19 protein-coding genes and 1 other annotated feature are annotated in these 24,688 nt (G+C 37.7%); of the genes, 18 read left to right on the top strand and 1 reads right to left on the bottom strand.

Features of this window, described 5'->3' with window-relative positions:
- Window positions 1-27: 27 nt before the first annotated feature.
- From KQI83_RS11430 to glgB, 11 genes are all read left to right on the top strand, one after another.
- Entirely contained in the window at window positions 28-747 is a 720-nt protein-coding gene (locus KQI83_RS11430; protein ID WP_216558025.1) for a hypothetical protein, read from the top strand.
- A gap of 319 nt (window positions 748-1,066) precedes the next feature.
- Entirely contained in the window at window positions 1,067-1,510 is a 444-nt protein-coding gene (locus KQI83_RS11425) for a hypothetical protein (protein WP_216558022.1), read from the top strand.
- A complete protein-coding gene (locus KQI83_RS11420) occupies window positions 1,511-1,813 on the top strand; it encodes a hypothetical protein (RefSeq protein ID WP_216558019.1) in 303 nt (100 codons plus the stop codon).
- 11 nt (window positions 1,814-1,824) lie between these two features.
- Window positions 1,825-2,109 (top strand): hypothetical protein, encoded by a 285-nt coding sequence (locus KQI83_RS11415; protein ID WP_216558016.1) that lies wholly within the window; start codon window positions 1,825-1,827, stop codon window positions 2,107-2,109.
- Window positions 2,110-3,618: a hypothetical protein gene (locus KQI83_RS11410; RefSeq protein ID WP_216558013.1), complete on the top strand. Its 1,509-nt coding sequence runs from the start codon at window positions 2,110-2,112 to the stop codon at window positions 3,616-3,618.
- A complete protein-coding gene (locus tag KQI83_RS11405) occupies window positions 3,611-4,348 on the top strand; it encodes a hypothetical protein (protein ID WP_216558011.1) in 738 nt (245 codons plus the stop codon). The genes KQI83_RS11410 and KQI83_RS11405 overlap by 8 nt, the downstream gene beginning before the upstream one ends.
- 15 nt (window positions 4,349-4,363) lie before the next feature.
- Window positions 4,364-5,101, top strand: a complete 738-nt coding sequence (locus KQI83_RS11400; RefSeq protein WP_216558008.1) for a hypothetical protein — start codon at window positions 4,364-4,366, stop codon at window positions 5,099-5,101.
- 222 nt (window positions 5,102-5,323) lie between these two features.
- Complete coding sequence (locus KQI83_RS11395) at window positions 5,324-7,612, top strand: hydratase (RefSeq protein WP_216558005.1); 2,289 nt, start codon at window positions 5,324-5,326, stop codon at window positions 7,610-7,612.
- A gap of 41 nt (window positions 7,613-7,653) precedes the next feature.
- A complete protein-coding gene (locus KQI83_RS11390) occupies window positions 7,654-9,000 on the top strand; it encodes an AI-2E family transporter (RefSeq protein WP_216558002.1) in 1,347 nt (448 codons plus the stop codon).
- Between the two features lie 173 nt (window positions 9,001-9,173).
- Complete coding sequence (locus KQI83_RS11385) at window positions 9,174-11,564, top strand: tetratricopeptide repeat protein (RefSeq protein WP_216557999.1); 2,391 nt, start codon at window positions 9,174-9,176, stop codon at window positions 11,562-11,564.
- A 21-nt stretch (window positions 11,565-11,585) separates the two neighbouring features.
- Window positions 11,586-13,478: a 1,4-alpha-glucan branching protein GlgB gene (glgB, locus tag KQI83_RS11380; RefSeq protein WP_216557995.1), complete on the top strand. Its 1,893-nt coding sequence runs from the start codon at window positions 11,586-11,588 to the stop codon at window positions 13,476-13,478.
- Window positions 13,479-13,610: 132 nt separating this feature from the next.
- Here glgB and tyrS read toward each other — a convergent pair whose 3' ends face one another.
- Entirely contained in the window at window positions 13,611-14,828 is a 1,218-nt protein-coding gene (gene tyrS / locus KQI83_RS11375; protein WP_216557992.1) for a tyrosine--tRNA ligase, read from the bottom strand.
- A 188-nt stretch (window positions 14,829-15,016) separates the two neighbouring features.
- Window positions 15,017-15,275: a binding site (T-box leader), on the bottom strand.
- 133 nt (window positions 15,276-15,408) lie between these two features.
- Here tyrS and KQI83_RS11370 point away from each other — a divergent pair.
- From KQI83_RS11370 to metG, 7 genes are all read left to right on the top strand, one after another.
- Window positions 15,409-16,557 carry an AI-2E family transporter gene (locus KQI83_RS11370; RefSeq protein ID WP_216557989.1) on the top strand — a complete coding sequence of 383 codons (1,149 nt, stop codon included), beginning with the start codon at window positions 15,409-15,411 and terminating at the stop codon, window positions 16,555-16,557.
- Between the two features lie 133 nt (window positions 16,558-16,690).
- The gene (locus KQI83_RS11365) at window positions 16,691-18,460 is read left to right on the top strand and encodes a Na/Pi cotransporter family protein (protein WP_216557986.1); all 1,770 of its coding nucleotides are present in this window, start codon (window positions 16,691-16,693) and stop codon (window positions 18,458-18,460) included.
- 26 nt (window positions 18,461-18,486) lie between these two features.
- Window positions 18,487-19,164 (top strand): response regulator transcription factor, encoded by a 678-nt coding sequence (locus tag KQI83_RS11360; protein ID WP_216557983.1) that lies wholly within the window; start codon window positions 18,487-18,489, stop codon window positions 19,162-19,164.
- Window positions 19,165-19,175: 11 nt separating this feature from the next.
- Window positions 19,176-20,492 (top strand): sensor histidine kinase, encoded by a 1,317-nt coding sequence (locus KQI83_RS11355; protein WP_216557980.1) that lies wholly within the window; start codon window positions 19,176-19,178, stop codon window positions 20,490-20,492.
- Window positions 20,493-20,717: 225 nt separating this feature from the next.
- Window positions 20,718-21,296, top strand: coding sequence for a manganese efflux pump MntP (locus KQI83_RS11350; protein ID WP_216557977.1), 579 nt, complete (start codon window positions 20,718-20,720; stop codon window positions 21,294-21,296).
- A gap of 41 nt (window positions 21,297-21,337) precedes the next feature.
- Window positions 21,338-22,264, top strand: coding sequence for a calcium/sodium antiporter (locus KQI83_RS11345; RefSeq protein WP_216557974.1), 927 nt, complete (start codon window positions 21,338-21,340; stop codon window positions 22,262-22,264).
- A gap of 401 nt (window positions 22,265-22,665) precedes the next feature.
- The gene (metG, locus tag KQI83_RS11340; RefSeq protein ID WP_216557970.1) at window positions 22,666-24,633 is read left to right on the top strand and encodes a methionine--tRNA ligase; all 1,968 of its coding nucleotides are present in this window, start codon (window positions 22,666-22,668) and stop codon (window positions 24,631-24,633) included.
- Window positions 24,634-24,688 lie beyond the last annotated feature (55 nt).

Below are 24,688 nucleotides of genomic sequence, written 5' to 3'. Positions count from 1 at the left end.
GACTAAAATATAAAAAGAGGAAAAAAGATGAAAAAGAGAGTAATTGCATGCATGTTAGCACTGACTATGGTATTTTCAGTGACAGCATGTGGAAATGACAACAAGAAAGACACAAAAGAAACATCCAAGACAGAGCAGCAAAAGGATAAGGATGAAAAAGATTTAGAAAGTGAAGACGTTGACGAAGCGGAAGATACAGAGGAAGATACAGTAACCGCAGAACGTGGAACTTTTGATGGAAATGTTTACACAAACGAAAGCATGGGATTTCAGGCAACATTTCCAGAGGGCTGTACGATGTATAGCGATGAAGAGATTCAGGAAGTAGTAGGAAATGGTTCTGATATTATGGAAGAAGCATACGACAGTGATACCATTGAAAACAGTCTTTCCGGAACCATTTATGATGTTATTGCAGTAACAGCAGACCAGACAACTAATATCCAGATTGTAATGGAAGATACAGAGGTTACAGCAGGAAGAGAGCTGACGGCAGATGAGTATGCACAGGCAATGACAACCAATTTAAAGACAGCATATAAAAGTGCCGGAATCGATGTAGGTGAGCCGGAAGTTACAGATGCAACATTAGGCGGCATGGACTTTAAAGTGGTTTCATTAAGTGCAGGTCAAATGACCCAGGAATATTATGCACATAAAGTTGGAAATTATATGTTAGTATTTACAATGACATATACAGACCCAACAGCAGTACAGGAGTTTTTAAATTCTGTAACTGCGCTCTAATAAAAATATGCGTAGAACTTAGGAAAATTCTCTTGCATACAATGTGAAAGCAGGTATGCAGGAGATTTTTTTGTCATGAGAAAGACGTTGCTATATTGTATAAAAGTACAGATTTTCTTATGATATAAAAATGTTCCGCTAAGGGTGTGTATTGGCATAAGAAGTAAAAGGAAATCATATAAAATTGACATAAAATAGGAAAAATGCTATCCTAATAAATGAGGGAATAAAGGGTATCTAATGATTGTATATTTATTCACGATTTTGTAATTCTACAAAATTATTCCCGTAAGAGTAAATAAAATAGAGGAGGTACGCAATGCGTCAGACACAGGTAGAACAAAGAGAGGCACAACGTCAGACAATATGTGTTCAGATAAGAAATTGTGAAAATACCATAGATGATTTAAATCAAGAAATTGGAAGAATAAATCAAAAGTTGGAACGACAGCAAGAAGCCAAAAAACGCTATGATAATATGTGTATTCAAGTTGAAAGTGCTAAGGAGAGAAAACGTGGAAATACGCGTAATATGGAATTATATGTAAAAAATGTAAAATTCCTGTATGGCTATCAAAGTCGTATGTATGAATTCTTAGATGGGCAGAGGGCTACAGGGAGTCGAAGAAGTATGGAAGAAGTAGCTGAAAAAATGACAACTGCAATCAATGATAACATACAGAGGTTGGAAGAGTTAAGAAGACAAATTGCAGACTATCATAGTAAAATAGCGCAATTAAACAGAAAAGTGGGAGGAATATAAATGGAAGGCATATTAGCGAAAGATATTGTAGTAATTGATGATAATTATACCGCACAGGTAAAGCAGGATTATTTGGTGGCAGGAGAGAGGATGAATGAGGTCATAACGGAGTATGTCAGTATTTTAAAAGGAGTTGTGGACGAAGGTGGTCTGAGTGGAAAAACAGCACAAAAATTAGGTCAGTTTGCAGATTTGGCAGAAGCGTTGCTGAAAGACACCATGCTTAATTGGTCAACACAGTTGGCAAGCCAGATGGAGCAGTATGTAGCAGAAATAGATACAGCAGATATGGAAATATATTAGGAGGGGCAGCAGTGATAACTACAGTTGGTGTAAGGAATGAGAAAATAGAAGAAGCAGTATTGAAATTGAATGGATTAGAGGAAAAGTTAGAGGAAATCAATTTGACAAAAGGAAAAGAAGAAGGAGGTGCCGGAACTACTTATGAAAAAATGGAAGAAATAGAGGCAAAGGTAAGTAGCAGTAAGGATAGTATGAAAAAATTGATAGAAGCTACTGTAACATTTTTGGAGGGAACAAAAGAAACGGTACAGAACGCAGATAAAAAAGCGGGAAATCGCTTAGAGAGGATTGTATAAATGGGAAGAAAAAGAGTATTTACAACAGAAGTATATGATGCATTGGAGAGTGGAATTTCAACAGAGCCGTTTTTGGATTTTTTCACAGATATTCCATTACATGCCCAAGATGCGTTTGGCGGTATAGATTTAGAAGATGATTTGGGAAATATAGAACAGTATATGACAGATATTTCCGATTTGAATGATTATACGGTAGAAAAATTGAAACAGATTTTTTTAAATGTAGAAGGGGTAGATAAGCGATATGGGAGAATCCTTCAGGCACAGGTGGACACAGTGCAGGCATTTGATACAGTCGTAAAGAGATTGACAGAAGAAATAGGAAATAAGAATTTTATAACGGAGTTTGATAGTACCGCTTTTTTTACCTCTGTTTCACAGGAAGCAAATATTTTATTGCAAATGAGATGGAGAGAAATATTACAAAAGCCTGCCAATGAAATCACACAGGAGGAGTATATGCAATTGGCAGAACTTTTAGTTCGAAGTGGGGATGCAGAACTTTTAGAAGATATGTTGAATCTGTGTTATGACTATTCAGCGGTGGAAACTCGGAGCGAAGGAGGAATTACAGTTACTACTGTATCTTATAACGCGAGTGAAAAGCTAAAGAAACTTGCGGATGCGGCAAATGCCGTAATGATGATTTTGGAGGCATCGTGTATGCAAGGAGTAGATATTGACGAAAGTATGAGAAAGAATGCAATTCGTATCAATCAATTAATGCAGACATTTCTACCATATAGTGAAGCTTTGGATATTGCTACAACGGAAAATATGCAAGGAGACAGAAAAGTTACATCCCAAAGGCTGATAGAGGTTTCTTATACCAGTGAGGGATTGTTACGGCTGCAATTTTTCAGATATCCGGGTAAAAATCAGGTATGGATAGAACAGCAACCCACAGTTATTTCAATATCTTCACCTGCGAGGGGGCAGGCAGGGGAAAATGAGGCTAAGGATGAAAGCTTTCGGTATATGGCGGCATATATTGGAAATGATACGGTCTTACAATCTGTTTCTCAAGAAACAGTTTCACAGGTGCTGTCTGCATTTATAGGAGAAATACCGGGAAGTGGTGTGGCAGGCGCGGTTCAGAGTATTATTTCAGCTGGAATAGATGCTGCAAATAATCCAATTGGAGCATGTCAGGAAATAGCAGGCGTAGGAATTCTGGCAGATATGTTCCAAATGACCTATGTGTCTTCTGATATCAACGGAAATGCTAATTTACATGCATATTCTCTGTATCCAAGTGAAACAACACAAAACTGGGTAAAAGCATTTAATGAGTATATGCAGAATGGGAGTGGGGCTGAAGAGGCAGTTGGATGTGGGTATAGTAAACTGCCGGGAGGAGAATTGACGGTGGAGTATTTAATGGCACATCCAAATGAAGTGTGCGAGATATTTAATATGCTGGATATAAAGGCAGGAGATAATGATAGATTAGATGGATATAGCCAAGACATAATAAATATTTATAAGGAGTTGGAAAATGAGTAAAGTAAAAAGAAACAGAATAAAAGTAATAGGGTGTATAATAGTTGCAGTTGTAATTGTGTGTGTTGGAAACTGGCTTTACAAAGGAAGAAGAGTACACTTTGCAGACGATAAAATGCGCCAGGTGATATGTTTAGAGTTGGGAAAAGATAAGAATTCTCATGATGTGACATATCGGGATTTAGAGACAATAGAGGAATTGGAGATAGGACCGGTTGGAGAATTTGAAACTATTATAGATGTTGCAAAGTGTAAAAATTTAAAAACTTTAAGAGTAAATAGGTCAATAGGCAGGGGAAAGACCTGTTTTGAACTGTATGAGATAACAGAGACAGGGAAACGATATTACCCACCACTAAGTAAGAAAAAAATGGAGAGAATGCAGAAGGATTTGGAAAAAATCTTAAAAAGTGCAAGAAAAATAGAGGTGTTTGGTTTTTCAAATATAAATGACACTTTTGATATACCAGATATTGACTTTTTAAAGTATGGAAAAAATATAAAAGACATTGATATTTCTTACTCAAATATAAAAGACTATTCAGTATTGGAAAATTGCAGTAAATTGGAAAGTGTGGACTTGTGGCATAGCAATATAGAAAGTGCAGATACATTATTAAAATTGAAAAATGTAAAAAAGTTTTGGCTAACAGGTACACCGTTAGCAGAGAATGAGGAAGAAATCAGCAAGTTACAAAAGGCATTTCCAGACGCATGGATAATAACGGAATAAAATGAGGCGTAAAAGATGGAAAAAATCAAACAAAACAAGATAAAGATATTTGTATACATCGTAATTATAGTAGCAATAGCCTTTGCTGGGAACTGGCTTTACAAAGGAAGAAGAGTACACTTTGCAGATGATAAAATGCGTCAGGTGATTTGTTTGGAGTTGGGAAAAGATAAGGACTCTCATGATGTCACATATAGAGATTTAGAGACAATAGAGGAATTGGAGATAGGACCGGTTGGAGAATTTGAAACTATTATAGATGTTGCAAAGTGTAAAAATTTAAAAAAACTGTGGGTAAATTCATCAGTTCCACGAGGAAAGGTAGGTTTTGAATTGTATGAAGTAACAGAAACAGATGAGAGGTATTATCCTCCGTTGGGTGGGGAAAAAATAGAGAGGATACAGAAGGATTTGGAAACAATCCTAAAAAGTGCGAGAAAAATAGAGGAGTTTAGTTTTTCGAATGTAAATGATACATTCAATATACCCAATATTGATTTTTTAAAGTATGGGAAAAATATAAAGAGTATAACCATTGCTTATGCAAATGTTAAGGATTACTCTGTATTAGAGAAGTGCAGTAAATTGCAAAGTATTGCTTTGTGGCATAGTGATATAGATAGTGCAGAAGATTTGTTAAGTCTGAAGAATATAAATGAATTACTATTAACGGACACCCCACTTGCTCAAAATGAAAAAGAAATCAGCAAGTTACAAAAGGCATTTCCGGAAGCTAGAGTAGTTACCGAATAAGATAATTCAACACACATAGTATAATTACTGAAAATAAACATTACCGTTATTTACATATTAGAAAAAACGTATTTTGCCTTGCAATTCCGCTAATAGAACAGTATAATACGTTAATAGGAAAAAGTGGCAGATATCATGAATAAAAACGCATATGATAAAATATCAGACAGATATGGTAGCCATGAATATAGAAGTCACTAATACCAAACAGGAGGACATATTATGATTAAATTGCATGATGGCGGTGTATATCTGGTAAATGGCACCACTTTGGTGGAAGATAATGCACAGGCAGCAGCGGCACTGAATGCAGCCGTTGGAAAGAGTATCTCAAAGGAAGAAGCAGCGAAAAACACCATTGCATATGGTATCCTTGCAGACCACAATACATCTGGAAATATGGATAAGCTGAAAATTAAGTTTGACAAATTAACATCTCATGATATTACATTTGTTGGAATTATTCAGACAGCCAGAGCATCCGGATTGGAAAAATTCCCGGTACCATATGTATTAACAAACTGTCACAACTCTCTTTGTGCTGTTGGTGGAACCATCAACGAAGATGATCACATGTTTGGTCTGACTTGTGCAAAGAAATATGGTGGAGTCTATGTGCCACCTCATCAGGCGGTTATCCATCAGTTTGCAAGAGAAATGCTTGCAGGTGGCGGAAAAATGATTTTAGGTTCAGATTCTCATACCCGTTATGGTGCATTAGGAACCATGGCAATGGGAGAAGGTGGTCCTGAATTAGTAAAACAGTTATTGAATAAGACTTATGATATTAATATGCCAAAAGTTGTTGGTGTATACATGACAGGAAAACCGGAAAAAGGAGTAGGCCCTCAGGACGTTGCTCTTGCAATTATCGGAGAAGTATTTGCAAATGGTTATGTAAATAATAAAGTTATGGAATTTGTAGGACCTGGTGTATCGAACCTGAGTGCAGACTTCCGTATCGGTGTAGATGTTATGACAACAGAGACAACCTGTTTATCATCTATCTGGAGAACAGACGATACCATTCGTGATTTCTATGACATTCATGGAAGAACAGCAGATTATAAAGAACTGAATCCTGGACAGGTAGCATACTATGACGGAATGATTGAAATTGACTTAAGCAAAGTAAAACCAATGATTGCTATGCCATTCCATCCAAGCAATACCTATACCATTGAAGAATTAAATGCGAACTTAATGGATATTTTAGACGATTGCGAAAAGAAAGCATTAGTAAGCTTAGACGGAGCAGTAGACTTTACTTTAAAAGATAAAGTAAGAAATGGAAAATTATATGTAGATCAGGGAATTATCGCAGGATGTGCCGGCGGTGGATTTGAAAATATTTGTGATGCAGCAGATATTTTGAAAGGTGCAAGCATTGGAGCAGACGAGTTTACCTTAAGTGTATATCCGGCAAGTATGCCAATTTACATGGAATTAGTAAAAAATGGTGCAGCAGCAACCTTAATGGAAACAGGAGCAATTTTAAAGACAGCATTCTGTGGACCATGTTTTGGTGCCGGAGATACACCAAGCAACAACGGATTCTCTATTCGTCACTCTACCAGAAACTTCCCGAACCGTGAAGGTTCTAAGCTTCAGAGTGGACAGATTGCATCTGTAGCATTAATGGATGCACGTTCTATTGCAGCAACCGCAGCAAATAAGGGATATTTAACTCCTGCAACAGATATAGATGTAAACTATAGCAAGCCAAAATATCACTTTGACAGCAATATTTATGCAAACCGTGTATTTGATAGCAAGGGTATTGCAGATCCAAATCAGGAAATTAAATTTGGACCAAATATCAAGGATTGGCCGGCAATGAGTGCATTACCGGAAAATATGGTATTAAAGGTGGTTTCAGAAATTCACGACCCGGTAACTACAACCGATGAATTGATTCCTTCCGGAGAGACTTCTTCTTATCGTTCTAATCCGTTGGGATTGGCAGAGTTTACCCTTTCTAGAAAGGATCCTGCTTATGTTGGAAGAGCAAAAGAGATTCAGAAAGCGCAGAAAGCAGTAGAAGCAGGAAAATGTCCGTTAGAAGAAGTGCCGGAATTAAAAGAAGTTATGGCAACTGTAAACGAGAAATTCCCAGAAGCAGGAAAGGGAAATATCGGATTCGGAAGTACTATTTTTGCAGTAAAACCAGGTGATGGTTCTGCAAGAGAGCAGGCTGCATCCTGTCAGAAGGTATTAGGCGGATGGGCAAACATTGCCAATGAATATGCAACCAAACGTTATCGTTCTAACCTTATTAACTGGGGTATGCTTCCATTCTTAATTAAGGAAGGAGAATTACCATTTACAAACGGAGATTATATCTTTATACCGGAAGTTCGTAAGGCAGTAGAAGAACGTAAGACAGAGTTTACAGCGTATGTGGTAAAAGATAATACTCTGAAAGAGTTCACATTAAATATGGGTGAATTAACAGAAGACGAGCGTACCATTATTTTAAAGGGATGCCTGATTAATTACTACAGAGGATAGACTCCGGTGCATTTCAAAATGAAAAGAAAAGAGGAATCATTTTGGAAGAAAATAATAAAAAAACAGAAAAACAAAAAGCAAATTGGAATATTAGGCCCTATTTAGCGATAGGGCTTACCGCTTTTATTGTAATTATAGCAAGTATCTCGGTATTTTTCCTGATATATCGATATACGGGATTGACAGAATTGTGGAATAAATTATCCAATATTTTGCAGCCGATTACCATTGGACTTATATTGGCGTATCTGTTAAACCCGATTGTAAAATTTGAAGAAAAGTATTTGCTTCCGGTATTGGAAAAGAATATTAAGAATCAGAAGAAGGCAGGAAAACTCAGTAGAGGAATCAGTATCTTTGGCGCACTGATTTTTGTGGGATTAATTTTAAGCATTTTACTAAAAATGGTGATTCCGGAATTATACAGAAGTATTGAGCGAATGATTGTGGATTTGCCAAAACAGGTAAATGGTTTCATCGATTGGGCAAGTACTCATGTGGATGAAAATAGCAAAGTGGCAGATAAGCTGGAACAGATGTTAAAGCAGGGAACCAAGTTCTTTGAAAATTGGGCGAAAACCGAGTTTCTGCCACAGACAAAGAATATTCTTACTTCCCTTACAACAGGTGTTATAAATGTAGTGAAAGTACTGTTTAATATAATCATTGGTATTATTATATCTATTTATGTACTAATGAGTAAAGAAAGCTTTATCGGACAATCAAAGAAACTGATATATGCGATATTCCCACCCAAAAAAGCCAATGTAATTGTTCATACAGTACACAAAAGCAATGAGATTTTCGGTGGATTTATTTCCGGAAAAATTTTAGATTCCGTTATTATCGGAATACTTTGTTTTGTGGGATTATCTATTTTGAAAATGCCATATACATTGCTGGTTAGTGTAATCGTTGGTGTTACCAATGTAATACCGTTTTTTGGGCCATATTTAGGTGCAGTGCCAAGTACCATATTGATTACGTTAGCAAATCCACTGTCGGGACTGTATTTCCTTATCTTTATTTTAGTCTTGCAACAGTTAGATGGAAATATTATCGGACCTAAGATTTTAGGTGACTCTACAGGGCTTACCTCTTTTTGGGTGGTGTTTGCAATTTTAGTAGGCGGAGGACTTTTTGGAGTTCCGGGAATGATTATCGGAGTTCCCGTATTTGCAGTGATTTATTATATTATTCGAAATATTGTGAATTATGTGTTAGAAAAGAAGAAACTTCCGAAAGAAACCGGAGCGTATATACAAGTCCGTCGGCTTAATATTGAAAAGCATGAATTTGAACACTGGGAAAAGCAGGAGAAAAAGGAAAAGACCAAGAAAGCTGGAAAAGTAGAAAAAGACAAGGAACAGGACAAAACAGAAGAGTAATATTTAACCAAATATAGTATCTTGCAGACGAAACCATTCAAAGATATGGTAGTTTGCAAGATATTTTTTTAGGCATATTTTTTGACATAAGTATGCTTCATATGTTACACTAAATTCAATAAAATGATAATTAGGAGAACTATACCTTTCATAGAGTTTGAGGTGACATTAAGGTGGACAAATACGAATACAAATTAAAACTGGAACAATTAAAAAATCTTGTAGCAGAGAAGGATTATAAAACTGCTGTAGAAATAGCAGATACCATTAACTGGCGTAAAGTAAAGAGTGCATCTACCCTTTGTATGGTGGGTGAAATTTATGATAAAAATAAACGTTATGAAGATAGCAAAGAAATTCTTTTGATGGCATATGACCGCTCTTCCGTAGGAAGAAATATTATTTATCGTCTTGCATTGGTAGCATTAAAAATGGGGAATGTGGATGAAGCAAAAGAATATTATGACGAATTTTTAGAGATCGCCCCTTATGACAATTTACGTTATGTGCTGCGCTATGAGATTGCCAAGGTAGGCGGAGCATCCTTAGGTGAATTAATTGATATTCTAGAAGAATTTAAGGAACGAGAATATACAGAAGAATGGGCATTTGAATTAGCGTATTTATATCATAAGGCAGGAAACAGCGAACGCTGCGTTGCAGTTTGCGATGAGTTGATTCTTTGGTTTGGTGATGGAAAATATGTAGAAAAAGCATTGGAACTTAAAATGCTTTATCAGCCACTTAATAAGCTTCAGGAAGATAAATATCGTCAGTTTAAACAACGTAAAGAAGGTGTTGTAGAAGTTCGTCCGACAGATGAATTAGAATCCGGAGAGATTGTACGAGAACCGGTTAAGATTCCAAAGGTAACAGCCAATACCGGAAAGTTTAATACTGTAAATTTACAGGCAGAGCTTGCAAAGAGTATGCAGCAGATTATGGATGCAAATTCCCAGAAAACGGTAACAGATACTATGGATAGCATCAACAAGATGGTAGAAGAAATTCCGTATTTACAAATGCCGGATGAAGAGGAAGAAACAAAGGAGATAGAAGAGAAATTCGGTCATATCGAAAGTGATGAAGAAATTGACGGTTCTTTGAAGTTGGATTTTAAAGAAATGTTGGCAGAAGATCGGGATGGACAGATTAGTCTGTTTGTACCGGGTGGTGCAAATCAGGAACCACAGGTAAATGGACAGATGAGTATTCAGGATATATTGTCAGAGTGGGAAAGAACCAAGCGGGCAGCAGAAGTAGCAATGGAAACTGCAAGACAGCGCAAACTGGAGTCTGCAAAGGCAAAAGCATTGCAAAAGGCGGAAGGAATCATGGAACGTCTGACAGATGTAATGCCAAAATTAGATGCAGGAGTTTCCCCACAAGAATTAATGGCAGAAAAGTATTTACAGGGAACAGGTCGGTTGCCTGAGATAGAGTTACCGGAAGAAGCGAAGATGCCGGAAGAAGCCCCATTGCCACAAGGGGATGAATCATCAGAAGAGGCAATGTTAGAAGAAAGCCCAGCAGAAGAAATAGCAGATGCAGCGTTATCAGAAGGCGAATTACCGGAAACAGATGCAATGGAAGATATAGAAGAGCCGCAGGAAAAAGTGCCACAGCCAACCATTGATTTGGCAGAGGTACAGCAGGCATTGGAGCAGGAGACACGGCAGGAAGTAGAACAAGAAGAGGAAGAACCAAAAGAGTCTTCTTCCGAAGAATATTTAGAAAGTCTTCTGAAGAACGAAGTAGAATTTCCGAAGGAAGAAATTGAGCTTGCTAAGATAGAAGAAGAACCTATTACCAGGTTAAACGAAGAACAAAAAGAAATATTTTCCTATTTTGTTCCGGTTACCGGAATGGAACAACAGTTGTGTCAGGTCTTAGAGGGAACCCTTCATAGACGTGGAAATGCCAATACATCAGCCACCGGAAATATTGTTATTATGGGTGGTCGTGGAAGTGGAAAAACAGTGTTGGCTACGGACATTATCAAAGCAGTACAAAAAAGTGGTGGTCATGCAGGAGCTAAAATAGGAAAGATAGCAGCATCATCCCTGAATCAAAAAGATTTATCTCAGTTGTTGAAAAAGATAGCAGGCGGCTATCTGATTATTGAAAAGGCAGGAGATTTATCACAGGAAACAGTGACAAAGTTATCCCTGTTGATGGAACAGAATACCAAAGGTTTAACCATCATTATGGAAGATACCAGAGTAGGAATAGAAAAAGTATTAGCAAGAGATGTAAACTTTACACGAAAGTTTACAGAAAGAATAAAAATACCGGTATTTACCAGTGATGAACTTGTAGAGTTTGCAAAGGCATATGCAATAGAGCAGGAATGTGAGATTGATGATATGGGGATTCTTGCATTATACAACTGCATCAGTAATATACAAAAGTTAGATGAAGCAACAACGTTGACAGAAGTAAAAGAAATTGTAGATGATGCAATTGACCATGCAGAACGCGGTGGATTGAAAAAGCTGTTTGGTGGTAAGCGGTACAGTCCGGAAGGTTATCTATATCTACGGGAGAAGGATTTTCAAAATTAAAAGAAACAAGGAGTGGGTACTATGGGCAGATTTTCAGAACTAGATATGTATTATTTGGGGCAGGCAACACATTATGAAATTTATCGAAAGTTAGGAGCACATCCTACGGAAGAAAAGGGGAAAAAGGGCGTATATTTTGCAGTATGGGCACCAAATGCAGCAAAGGTGAGTGTGATTGGAAGTTTCAATAACTGGCAGGAAGATGCCAATGAGATGGAACGTTTAGAACCGATGGGCGTTTACGAGACATTTATACCAGAAGCGGCAGAAGGTGATATGTATAAATTTTATATTGAAACACGGGATGGCAGACGGTTGTATAAGGCAGACCCTTATGCCAATTATGCAGAACTTCGACCGGGAACAGCATCTGTTGTAACGGATATTACACATTTTAAGTGGACAGATGCCAAGTGGATGGAAAAGCGGAAAGCCACAAAGGATGTACATAGTCAGCCAATGTCAATCTATGAAGTGCATCCGGGGTCTTGGATGCGTCATCCCGGTAGAGAAGACGAGGGATTTTACAGCTATCGGGAATTAGCGAAACGACTGACTGCATATGTAAAAGAGATGGGATATACACATGTAGAGTTAATGGGAATTTCTGAATATCCATATGACGGTTCCTGGGGATATCAGGTAACAGGATATTATGCCCCCACCTCTCGTTACGGAACACCAGCGGATTTTGCCTATTTCGTAGATTATTTGCATAAAAATAATATTGGTGTCATTTTGGATTGGGTACCGGCGCATTTTCCAAAAGATGCCCACGGACTTGCAGAGTTTGACGGCACTTGTTTATACGAGTATGCAGACCCTAAGAAGGGTGAACATCCGGATTGGGGAACAAAGATTTTTGACTATGGCAAGAATGAGGTAAAAAACTTCCTGATAGGAAGTGCTTTGATGTGGATAGAGCATTATCATGTAGACGGTTTGCGTGTAGATGCGGTGGCATCTATGCTGTACCTTGATTATGGTAAAAAAGATGGGCAATGGATTGCAAATAAGTATGGTGGAAATAAGAACTTAGAAGCAATAGAATTCTTTAAGCATATTAATACACTGATTCTTGGACGTAATCCGGGAACTGTTATGATAGCGGAAGAATCTACCGCATGGCCGAAAGTAACAGGAAAAGTAGAGGAAGACGGACTAAACTTTAGTTATAAGTGGAACATGGGTTGGATGCATGACTTCTTAGACTATATGAAGTTAGACCCATATTTCAGAAAAGATAATCATAACAAAATGACTTTTGGTATGAGCTATAACGGTAGTGAGCATTATATTTTGGTGCTGTCTCATGACGAAGTTGTTCATTTGAAGTGTTCCATGTTGAATAAAATGCCGGGACTTGGTGAAGAGAAGTTTTCTAACTTAAAGGCAGGCTATGCTTTTATGATGGGACATCCGGGCAAAAAGCTGTTGTTTATGGGACAGGAGTTCGGTCAGCTTCGTGAATGGAGTGAGGAACGGGAACTGGATTGGTTTCTGTTAGAGGAAGACAGTCATAAACAGCTTCAAACGTTTGTGAAAGATTTATTACATATCTATAAAAAATATCCGGCAATGTATGAAGCAGATACAGATTGGAATAATTTTGAGTGGATTAATGCAGACGATGCATATCGTAGTATTTTCAGTTTTGTAAGAAAGAGTAAAAATGGCAAGAAGAACTTGCTGTTTGTATGCAACTTTACACCTGTGGCAAGAGAAGATTATCGGGTAGGTGTTCCGATGAAAAAACAGTATAAACTGATTTTTAACAGTGATGAAAAGAAGTATGGAGGAAGTGGAGAAACACGTCCGCTTACTTATCGGGCAGTCGCACAGGACTGTGATAATCGACCATATTCTTTTGCTTATCCATTATCTGGATATGGAGTTGCCATATTTGAATATTAAAAATCATGTGCTTTCGTATTAAGGTAACATGGTATCTTCTATGAGACAAAAAGAGAGCTGTCGTATTTGTGCGGCAGCTCTCCGTTTGTAATAATTGTATTTTAATGTAATAACCGAAATAGATAGAAAGTCTTACATTTCTACCTTTCTGAAGTTCTTCTTTCCTTTTTTTACAACTTTTGCCTCTTTAAAATCATCAGGAGTAAAGGCAGCACGAATGTCAGTAACTTTTTCTCCATCAACGGAAACGCCACCCTGTTCTACGGCACGACGTGCTTCGGAACGAGAAGCAGCAAGACCGGAAGCAACCAAGACACCTAAAATGTCGATAGAGCCATCCATAAAGTCGGCATCTGTTAAAGTGGCAGTTGGCATATTTGCAGCGTTTCCACTGGAAAACAGAGCGCGAGCACCTTCCTGTGCTTTCTTTGCTTCTTCTTCCCCATGAACTAATTTGGTTAATTCAAAGGCAAGGATTTCTTTGGCAGTATTTAACTGAGCACCTTCCCAAGTATCCATTTTATCAACTTCTTCCAATGGAAGGAAAGTAAGCATACGAATAAATTTTAATACATCTGCATCCGCAACATTTCTCCAGTACTGGTAGAAATCAAAAGGAGAAGTTTTTTCAGGGTCAAGCCATACAGCACCGGACTGGGTTTTTCCCATTTTCTTTCCTTCGGAATTTAATAACAGAGTGATAGTCATGGCATATGCATCTTTTCCCAGTTTACGACGGATTAATTCTGTACCACCTAACATATTTGCCCACTGATCATCGCCACCGAACTGCATATTACAGCCGTATTTCTGGAATAATTCGTAGAAGTCATAGCTTTGCATAATCATGTAGTTGAATTCAAGGAAGGTAAGACCACGTTCCATTCTTTGCTTGTAGCATTCGTGAGTCAGCATACGGTTTACGGAAAAATGTGGACCAACTTCACGCAATACTTCTACATAGTTTAAGTTCATGAGCCAGTCTGCATTGTTTACCAGTAAGGCTTTTCCATCAGAAAAATCAATGAAACGGCTCATCTGTTTCTTAAAGCAGTCTACGTTATGCTGAATGGTTTCCGGTGTCATCATCTGACGCATATCAGTTCTTCCGGATGGGTCACCAATCATAGCAGTACCGCCACCGATTAAGGCGATTGGTTTGTTACCGGCCATCTGCAAACGTTTCATTAAGCATAAAGTCATGAAGTGTCCTACATGAAGGCTGTCTGCGGTTGGGTCAAAACCAATGTAAAATACAGCCTTTCCGTTGTTTATAAGGTCTTTGATTTCATCTTCATCTGTTACCTGAGCGATAAGTCCTCTGGCAACTAATTCATCATATAATGTCATATTTTTGTTCCTCCTGAATGGTCATTTTTGTTTGTGAAATTTTTGAGTTTTTGAGTTTTTTCTCTGCTTTAACGCGCAACTATGAGAAACACGCTTTGCGAATTTCTCAAGTTATCGCGGTGCTCTTCAAATGCCAGTGCAAGCACAGCATTTTCATCGCTATTCGCGTAAAAAAAGCTTCCGCCCTAAAAAAGGACGAAAGCTAAAACTTACGTGGTACCACCTTTGTTTACAGATTACTCACATAATCTGTCTCATTAAGTGCCAATCAGCACTTTTGCATCATAACGGTTGCAATTCCGTCACAGCCTACTTAGTAAAATCATTTCCTCTGTTCGGTGTGAAGCTCCTGGACGTATTCGCAAAAAGTTCTTCCTATGCCTCTCATCAACCGGCAACTTTCTGTTGGATTTCCTGATTGTTACTTTTTCCAATCAATGCTTTTTTGTATATAAAACTATGCTTAGTATAAACACAAGAAGAAAGACTTGTCAAGAGAAAAGTTTTGACCTGAGGGTAGTGTGGAAAACTTCTTTGTGATAAAATATTAGTATTTAAAATACAGAGAAAGGAAGAGGATATGGAATTTAACAAGAAGAATGTAAAAAAAATATTAGGAATTATTACATTTACACTGGTTCTCATGGCGGTACTGCTTAATTTTAAAGCGGTGGGAAATTATCTCGTATTTTTATGGGAAATTGTATTTCCGTTTGTTGTAGGAGGTGCTATAGCATTTATATTAAATATTCCGATGTCTGCCATAGAGAAACAGCTGCAAAAGATAAAAATAAAAACAAAACGAGGGGAAAAGATAAGGGAAAAAGTTATGCGTCCTATCAGTATGGTACTTGCTATTTTTCTGGTGTTTTTGATTATTGGAATTGTAATCGGTGTGGTAGTTCCTCAATTAGGTGCCACCATAAATAGCATTGGTGTAAGTATGAGTAAGTCGTTGCCTAAGATTCAGATTTGGTTAGAGCAGACCTTTCAAAATCAAGAGGAAATCGTAGATTATATTAAAAATATGGATTTTGATTGGAAGAATTGGATTAATACCATAAAAGATTTTGCATGGAATGGTGCAGGAAGTGTACTGTCTTATACTATGTCGGCAACAATGATGGTGGTAAATGGTGTGATGACATTTTTTATTTCTTTCATTTTTGCATTATACATTTTGATTCAAAAAGAAAATCTGGCAAGACAGAGCAAAAAGTTGATAACTGCCATTTTTCAAAAAAAAATTGTGGAAAAAATACTTACCATCAGCAGTCTATCCTATAAAACATTTTCTCGTTTTATTACAGGACAGTGTTTAGAAGCATTGATTTTGGGTACGATGTTTTTTATCACAATGATAATTTTCCGTCTGCCATATGCGCTTCTGGTAGGAGTTCTGATTGCGTTTACTGCATTGATTCCTATTGTAGGAGCATTTATCGGATGTTTTGTGGGAGCAGTTTTGATATTAATGGTAAATCCCATGCAGGCAGTATTCTTTGTGATTCTATTTTTGATTTTACAACAAGTGGAAGGAAATTTAATTTATCCACATGTAGTTGGTAATTCCGTAGGATTACCATCCATCTGGGTATTGTTTGCAGTAACGGTAGGTGGCAAACTTATGGGAGTTATGGGAATGCTTATATTCATTCCTTTGGTGTCTGTCTTATATTCCTTATTGCGTGAATGGATAAATTATCGTCTGGATGTAAAGAAAGTGTAAAGATTTTACACAGACTTTACATAGATTATGTATTTGATTTACAGAAACAGTATACAATAAGGATGCTAATGGGGAAACTCTACTCATTGGCAGTTGGGATAAAAGATAAAGGAATCACTTAGGAGGATGAAAAATGAATATTTTTGGATTTCTGTCATTACTTGGCGGGTTGGCTTTGTTTTTGTACGGAATGAACGTAATGGGCGGCGGCTTGGAAAAAGTTTCCGGTGGAAAACTGGAGCGTATTCTTGAGAAGCTTACTTCGAATCCGCTAAAAGCAGTATTATTAGGTGCAGGAGTGACGGCAGTCATACAGTCATCATCTGCAACTACGGTTATGCTGGTGGGATTTGTAAACTCAGGAATTATGAAGCTGTCACAGGCGATTGGAATTATAATGGGTGCCAATATCGGTACAACAGCAACTTCATGGTTGTTGAGTCTTACCGGAATTGAAAGTAATAACTTTTTTATCAGTATGCTAAAGCCTACATCCTTTTCACCAATTCTTGCGGTGATTGGAATTATTTTAATTATGAGTAATAAAAGTGACCGTAAAAAAGATGTTGGTGAGATTCTGATTGGATTTGCTATATTGATGTTTGGGATGGATGCCATGAGCAGTGCAGTAAAGCCTCTCGCAGATGTGCCGGAATTTACAGGAATCCTTACAAAATTTAGTAACCCATTGCTGGGTGTTTTAGTAGGAGCTGTTTTAACAGCGATAATACAAAGTTCATCTGCTTCTGTGGGTATTTTACAGGCATTGTCTGTAACAGGAGCGTTTACTTATGGGTCTGTAATACCAATTATTATGGGACAGAATATTGGAACATGTGTGACTGCTATGATTTCCGCAGTAGGTGGAAATAGAGGTGCAAAACGTACCGCATTTGTACATTTATATTTCAATATTATCGGTTCTGTGGTATTTTTAATATTGTATAGTGTATTGAATGCAGTATTTCAGTTTAGCTTTACCAATGAAACCGTAGGTGTTGCCGGAATTGCTGCAATTCATAGTATTTTTAATATATTTGCAACCATAGTGTTATTGCCATTTACGAAAGGACTGGAGAAACTGGCATATCTCACTATTCCGGTGGATGAATCTGAAATGGAAAAAAGCGGAGAGGACGAAGAACTTAAAATCTTGGACAGCAGATTTTTAGCAACTCCGAACTTTGCTATTGAACAATGTGTAACAGTAACAAAGCAGATGGCAGAACTTACAAGAGACACATTTATTTCCGCAAAAAGTCTTTTTTTAGAATATTCACAGGAAGTAGCGGAAAAAGTGGAAAAGCAGGAAGCGCTGATTGATAAGTTTGATGATAAGTTGGGCGCATATCTTACTCAGATAAATAGCCAAAATCTTGCATATCGTGAAAGTCAGATGGTGTCTACGTTAATGCATAGCATCAATGATTTTGAACGAATTGCAGATCATGCCGTAAATCTCACGGAGATTGCCGGAAAAATGAAGAAAAAGGAAATTGAATTTTCGAAAAAGGCACAAGATGAGATGGAAGTGTTCGGAAAAGCAGTAGAGGATATTTTAAATCGTTCTGTACAGGCTTTTGTGAAAAATGATATGGAATTGGCACAGTCAGTAGAACCTTTGGAGGAAGTGATTGACAGTCTTAATAAAGAAGTGAAGAAACGTCACATCAAGCGGCTTAGAAAAGGAAAATGTACCATTGATTTAGGACTGGTACTGGCAGATGTAGCGGCAAACTACGAAAGAGTAGCAGACCATTGTTCTAATCTGGCAGTATATATGATTCAAATGGAGGATAATTCCATAGAAGCACACGAGTACATGAATACACTTACAGAAGAAAGTAGAGAACAATTTGAAAAAATGCAGGAAGCCTACCAGGAAAAATATCAACTTTCCTAGAGGGGAAAGCAGGAGGAGGAGATTCCGTGTCGTTGATATATATCGTAGAGGATGATGTAAACATCCGAGAAATAGAACGTTATGCTTTAAAAAACAGTGGTTTTGAGGTACAAGAGTTTGAATGTGGAAAGGAATTGCATAAGGCAATTGAAAAGCATGTACCAAATCTTATTTTGCTGGATATCATGTTGCCAAATGAGGATGGACTGGATATTTTGACCGAGTTGCGTAATCAAAAGGCGACCAAGAAAGTGCCGATTATCATGGTAACAGCCAAGACCACGGAACTTGACAAGGTTAAGGGACTGGACTTAGGAGCTGACGATTACATGACAAAACCATTTGGCGTTATGGAACTAATATCCAGAGTGAAGGCACTGTTAAGAAGAACAGAAGATATTGCAGAAACCCCAATCCTTACCAATGGTGAAATTGTAATTGATATGGACAAACGAAGCGTAAAAGTAAACGGAAACAGTTGTGAATTGACATATAAGGAATTTGAACTGTTAAAGATGCTTTTGCTGAATCGGGGAATTGTGCTTACCAGAGATAAAATTATGGATCAGGTATGGGGATTCGAGTATGAAGGAGAAAGCCGTACCGTAGATATGCATATTAAAACGTTGCGACAGAAGCTGGGAACAGCAGGAAGTGCAATTAAAACCGTGCGAAATGTTGGATATATGATAGATTCATTATAGGAAGCGAGCAGATGAAAAGAAAAATAAATATACAGTTTATGGCAGTATCGGCATTTGCGGTAATTATTACCGCCATCACTTCTATGTTACTGTTTTATAACATATTTAAAAATCAGGTGTTTGATGATATTAAGGCATATGCACATGTGATTCAGCCTCTTGACCAGGGTTTTTGGGAAAAACCGGAAAATCAAAAACGTTTAGATCAGGATGGACTTCGGATTACCCTGGTGGGAAAGAGCGGAAAAGTTATTTATGATAGTACAGCAGATGCAAGTAGCATGGAAAATCATAAAAACCGTCCCGAAATAAAAGAGGCTATGGAAAAGGGCGAGGGAACGGCAGTACGTTGGTCGGCAACCAGTTCCCTACATACACTGTATTATGCAGAAGAATTAGATAACGGACAGATATTGCGTATCGGAAAAGATTCGGAAAATATTTTCCGGATTATGCTAAATACCATATCTATCGTGTTGATATTGTCTGTATTGGTGGTACTCCTGTGCGTATTTTTGTCTCATATTTTAACAAAACGTCTGCTGGCGCCAATTGAAAAGCTAGCGACAAACCTGGATGGAGTAAATCAAGATAATATTTATGATGAAATAAAACCGTTTATTCAAACAATTAAAGAACAGCACATTAATATTTTAAATAGTGCTAAAATGCGGCAGGAATTTACCGCAAATGTGTCACATGAACTGAAAACACCACTGACAGCCATTTCCGGATATGCAGAGTTGATAGGAAGCGGTATGGCAGATGAGAAAGATACCAAGCGTTTTGCAGAAGAAATTCATCATAGTTCCGACCGATTGTTGACGTTAATTAATGATATTATAAAACTGTCGGAATTGGATTGCGAAGATTTGGAATTTGATTTTGAACAGGTAGATATATACAATGTTGCTCAAGGATGTCTGGACATGATAGATGTACAGGCAGCAAAACAGGATGTGACCCTAAAACTGGAAGGCGAGCATTGTATCGTAGTGGCAAACCATAACCTGATGGACGAATTGTTATATAATTTATGCAGCAATGCGGTGCGCTATAATAACCGTGGTGGAAGTGTTACAGTAACGGTAAAACCTGTCAATGGAAGAGTACTATTATCCGTAAAAGATACCGGAATAGGTATTCCAAAAGAACATCAGGAAAGAGTGTTTGAACGTTTTTATCGGGTGGATAAGAGCCGTTCAAAACAAAGTGGTGGAACCGGACTTGGATTAGCGATTGTAAAACACATTGTAGCTCAGCATAATGCAGAAATGACATTGGAAAGCGAACCGGGAAAGGGGACGGAGATAAAAATTTTATTTTAGTAGTTGACAAATATTATCAAAAGCTGTTATAGTATGAAAAGACTTCGTGAGGGAGTAATTCGCGTGGAAACGTGATTTGTCAACATCCTGGTTAGGCGCAAGCCGTAAAGACCTGGCAAATCTTAAAGAATGAGACTCATGTATGCTTGTAACAGGCATACATGGGTCTTTTAGTATGTACGCGAGTAGCGTGTATTTCTAATCGTTTAGCAAAGGAGAAAAGAAATGGGAATAGTTGAATTACTGTTAATCGGAATTGGTTTATCCATGGATGCATTTGCAGTTGCAATTTGCAAAGGACTGAATATGAAAAAGATAAATAAGGTTCATTGCTTTGTAATTGCATTGTTCTTCGGCGGATTTCAGGCATTAATGCCATTTATCGGCTGGCTACTGGGAAAACAGTTTGAGGTCTATATTACTTCGGTAGATCATTGGATTGCTTTTGTCTTGTTGGCTTTAATCGGTGGAAACATGGTAAGAGAATCGATGGAAAAGGATGAGGAAGAAAAAGGAGAGGAATGTCCACAAAAGTTAAATGTCAAGGAACTCTTTTTACTGGCTGTTGCAACAAGTATTGACGCATTAGCAGTTGGAATTACCTTTGCATTTTTACAGGTTCAGATTGTTCCGGCAATTACAATCATAGGAATAACTACATTTGTGATTTCCATCATAGGGGTATTTGTTGGAAACATATTTGGAAGTAAATATAAGAACAAGGCAGAACTTGCAGGGGGAATCATTTTGATTCTCATTGGATTAAAAATTTTACTGGAACACTTAGGCATATTGAATTTCTAATTTGGAAATACTATAAATAACAAAAGAAAAGAGGAAAAGAGATGGATTATATTTTACTGGTAGTTGGATTTGTACTGTTGATAAAGGGCGCAGATTTTTTTGTAGATGGTAGTGCCAGCGTAGCAAAAAAACTTCGTGTACCAACCATGATTATCGGTATGACAATTGTAGCCATGGGAACAAGCGCACCGGAATGTGCAGTTAGTATTGCAGCATCAGTAAAAGGAAGCAATACAATGGCAATTAGTAACGTGATTGGTTCTAACATTTTTAACCTAATGATTGTCTGTGGAGCATGTGCATTATTTACACCATTGGCAGTAAAAGCATCCACCTTAAAGCAGGAATTCCCATTATCTATTCTTGCGGCAATACTTTTATTGGGAATGGGATATTTGGGAATGAGTCTCAATCGTATAGAAGGTGTTATTTTACTTGTGATTTTTGCCGGATTTTTATTGTGGATGGTCTGGGAAGCAAAAAAAGCGAGAAATAATACAGAAGTAGAGGAGATTGAAACTCTTTCGGGTTGGAAATGTCTGATATATATTATTGGCGGGATCATTGCGATTATAATTGGTGGAGACTTAGTTGTAGATTCTGCATCCGCCATTGCATCAGACTTTGGTTTGAGCCAGACGTTAATAGGTCTTACCATTGTGGCATTCGGAACCTCTTTGCCGGAATTGGTAACTTCTCTTGTAGCTGCGAAAAAAGGTGAAACCGACATGGCACTTGGAAATGTGATCGGTTCGAACATTTTTAATATATTGTTAGTGTTAGGTGTTGCAGCAGCCGTCAGTCCAATGACAATGCTAAATGAAAACTTAATTGATGATGTTATCTTAATTGCAGTTAGTGTTTTGGTATGGATTTTTGCGTGGACGAAGAAAAAATTAAATCGTGTACACGGAATAATTATGATTGCAATTTATATAGCATATGTGGTATATATCTGTATGCGTTAGTAAGTAAAACTTGACTTAGCGGAAGTTCTGTGCTAAATTTTTTAGGTAGATAAACACCGAGAAAAAGAGAGTACATGCAAAGGAATGGCAAAGAGAATCCCGGTAGCTGAGAAGGGATGCAAGAGAGTGTGTGGAAGATGGCTTTGGAGTGGCATTATCGAACCGGTAGGCTAGATAGTGACAGGGTCGCCTGTTATAGCGAAGAGTATGAAAGTACTTACTGAGGTCTGTGTTGTGAGATGCAGATGAAAAGAAGTGGTATCACGGACAATTATCGCCCGTCTTCTATAGAGATATGGAAGACGGGTTTTTATATCATAGGAAATACCATGTTGCACGAAAGTGTGAAAGTTATGATTTCCCTATGATATAAAATATAGTTATTTTAGGAGGAAAAATTTATGTGTACAAAATGTAACAAAGGAAAGTACTATATGACAACAGCCATTGCCTATACTTCAGGAAAACCTCATATTGGAAATACTTATGAGATTGTATTGGCGGATGCGATTGCCAGATACAAACGTCAGGAAGGCTATGATGTATATTTCCAGACAGGAACCGATGAACATGGTCAGAAGATTCAGTTAAAGGCAGAAGAACAGGGAATTACACCAAAAGAATATGTAGACCATGTAGCAGGTCAGGTAAAGGAAGTATGGGACTTGATGGGAGCTTCCTATGACAACTTTATTCGTACCACTGATAAAGACCATGAAACACAGGTTGCAAAGATTTTTAAAAAGCTTTATGAGCAGGGTGACATTTATAAAGGTTCTTATGAAGGATTGTACTGTACCCCTTGTGAATCTTTCTGGACAGAGTCACAGTTAGTAGACGGAAAATGTCCGGATTGTGGACGTGAAGTACAGCCTGCAAAGGAAGAAGCATACTTCTTTAAAATGAGCAAATATGCAGACCGTTTAATCGAGCATATCAATACACATCCGGATTTTATACAGCCGGTATCTCGTAAAAATGAAATGATGAATAACTTCCTGTTACCGGGACTTCAGGATTTGTGTGTATCCAGAACCTCCTTTAGCTGGGGAATTCCGGTAGACTTTGATCCAAAGCATGTGGTTTATGTATGGCTGGATGCGTTGACAAACTATATTACCAAGATTGGATATGATGTGGACGGTAATTCATCTGATTTATTCAAAAAGAACTGGCCGGCAGACCTTCATTTGATCGGAAAAGATATTATTCGTTTCCATACCATTTATTGGCCAATCTTCTTAATGGCATTGGATTTACCATTACCAAAGCAGGTATTTGGACATCCATGGCTGTTACAGGGCGATGGTAAGATGAGTAAGTCCAAGGGAAATGTGCTTTATGCAGATGAATTAGTAGATATGTTTGGTGTAGATGCCATTCGTTACTTCCTGCTTCATGAGATGCCATTCGACAATGACGGTGTTATTTCCTGGGAGTTAATAACCGAAAGAAGAAATTCCGATTTGGCAAACACTCTTGGAAATTTGGTAAACAGAACAATTTCCATGAGCAATAAATATTTTGACGGAGTAGTAAAAGATGCAGGAGTTACAGATTCCGTAGATGATGATTTGAAAGCAGTTGTAACAGGAACCGTTGCAAAAGTAGAAGCTAAGATGGGAGAACTTCGTGTTGCAGATGCAATGACAGAAATCTTTAACTTATTTAAACGTTGTAACAAATACATTGATGAAACAACGCCATGGATTTTAGCAAAGGAAGAGGCAGATAAACCACGTCTTGCCACTGTTTTATATAATTTGGTAGAAAGTATCTCCATCGGAGCTACTTTGTTAAAGAGCTTTATGCCACAGACCGCAGAAAAGATTTTAAGCCAGTTAAATGCAAAAGAAATCCCATACGAAGGCTTAAATACATTCGGACATTATGTTAGTGGAACAAAAGTGACAGCAGAGCCGGAAATTTTATTTGAGCGTATGAAATTAGAAGAAGTAATGGAAAAGGTAGCACAGTTGCATCCGAAAAAAGAAGAGCCGGAAGAAAAGACAGAAGAAAATGGAATAGATATTGAATCTAAGCCGGAAATAGAGTATGATGATTTTATGAAGATGCAATTCCAGGTGGGAGAAATTATTGCATGTGAAGCCGTTGCGAAATCTAAGAAATTACTTTGTTCCCAGGTGCGTATCGGAAGTCAGGTAAAACAAATTGTATCTGGAATCCGTAAGTACTATACACCGGAAGAAATGGTAGGAAAGAAAGTAATGGTTTTGGTTAACTTGAAGCCGGCAAAACTTGCAGGAGTATTATCCGAAGGAATGCTGCTTTGCGCAGAAGATGAAAACGGACAGCTTGCTTTAGTAGTACCGGAGAAGAGCATGCCATCTGGAGCAGAGATTTGTTAATAAGGGATAATTGAAAACATAAGACGTATTTAAGAGGTTGTGCGAGGATGCACAG

This window comes from Roseburia sp. MSJ-14, assembly GCF_018918225.1.
GTDB lineage: Bacteria > Bacillota > Clostridia > Lachnospirales > Lachnospiraceae > Petralouisia.
Note: the sequence above shows the minus strand (reverse complement) of the source record. Positions and strands in the feature narration are given on the sequence as shown.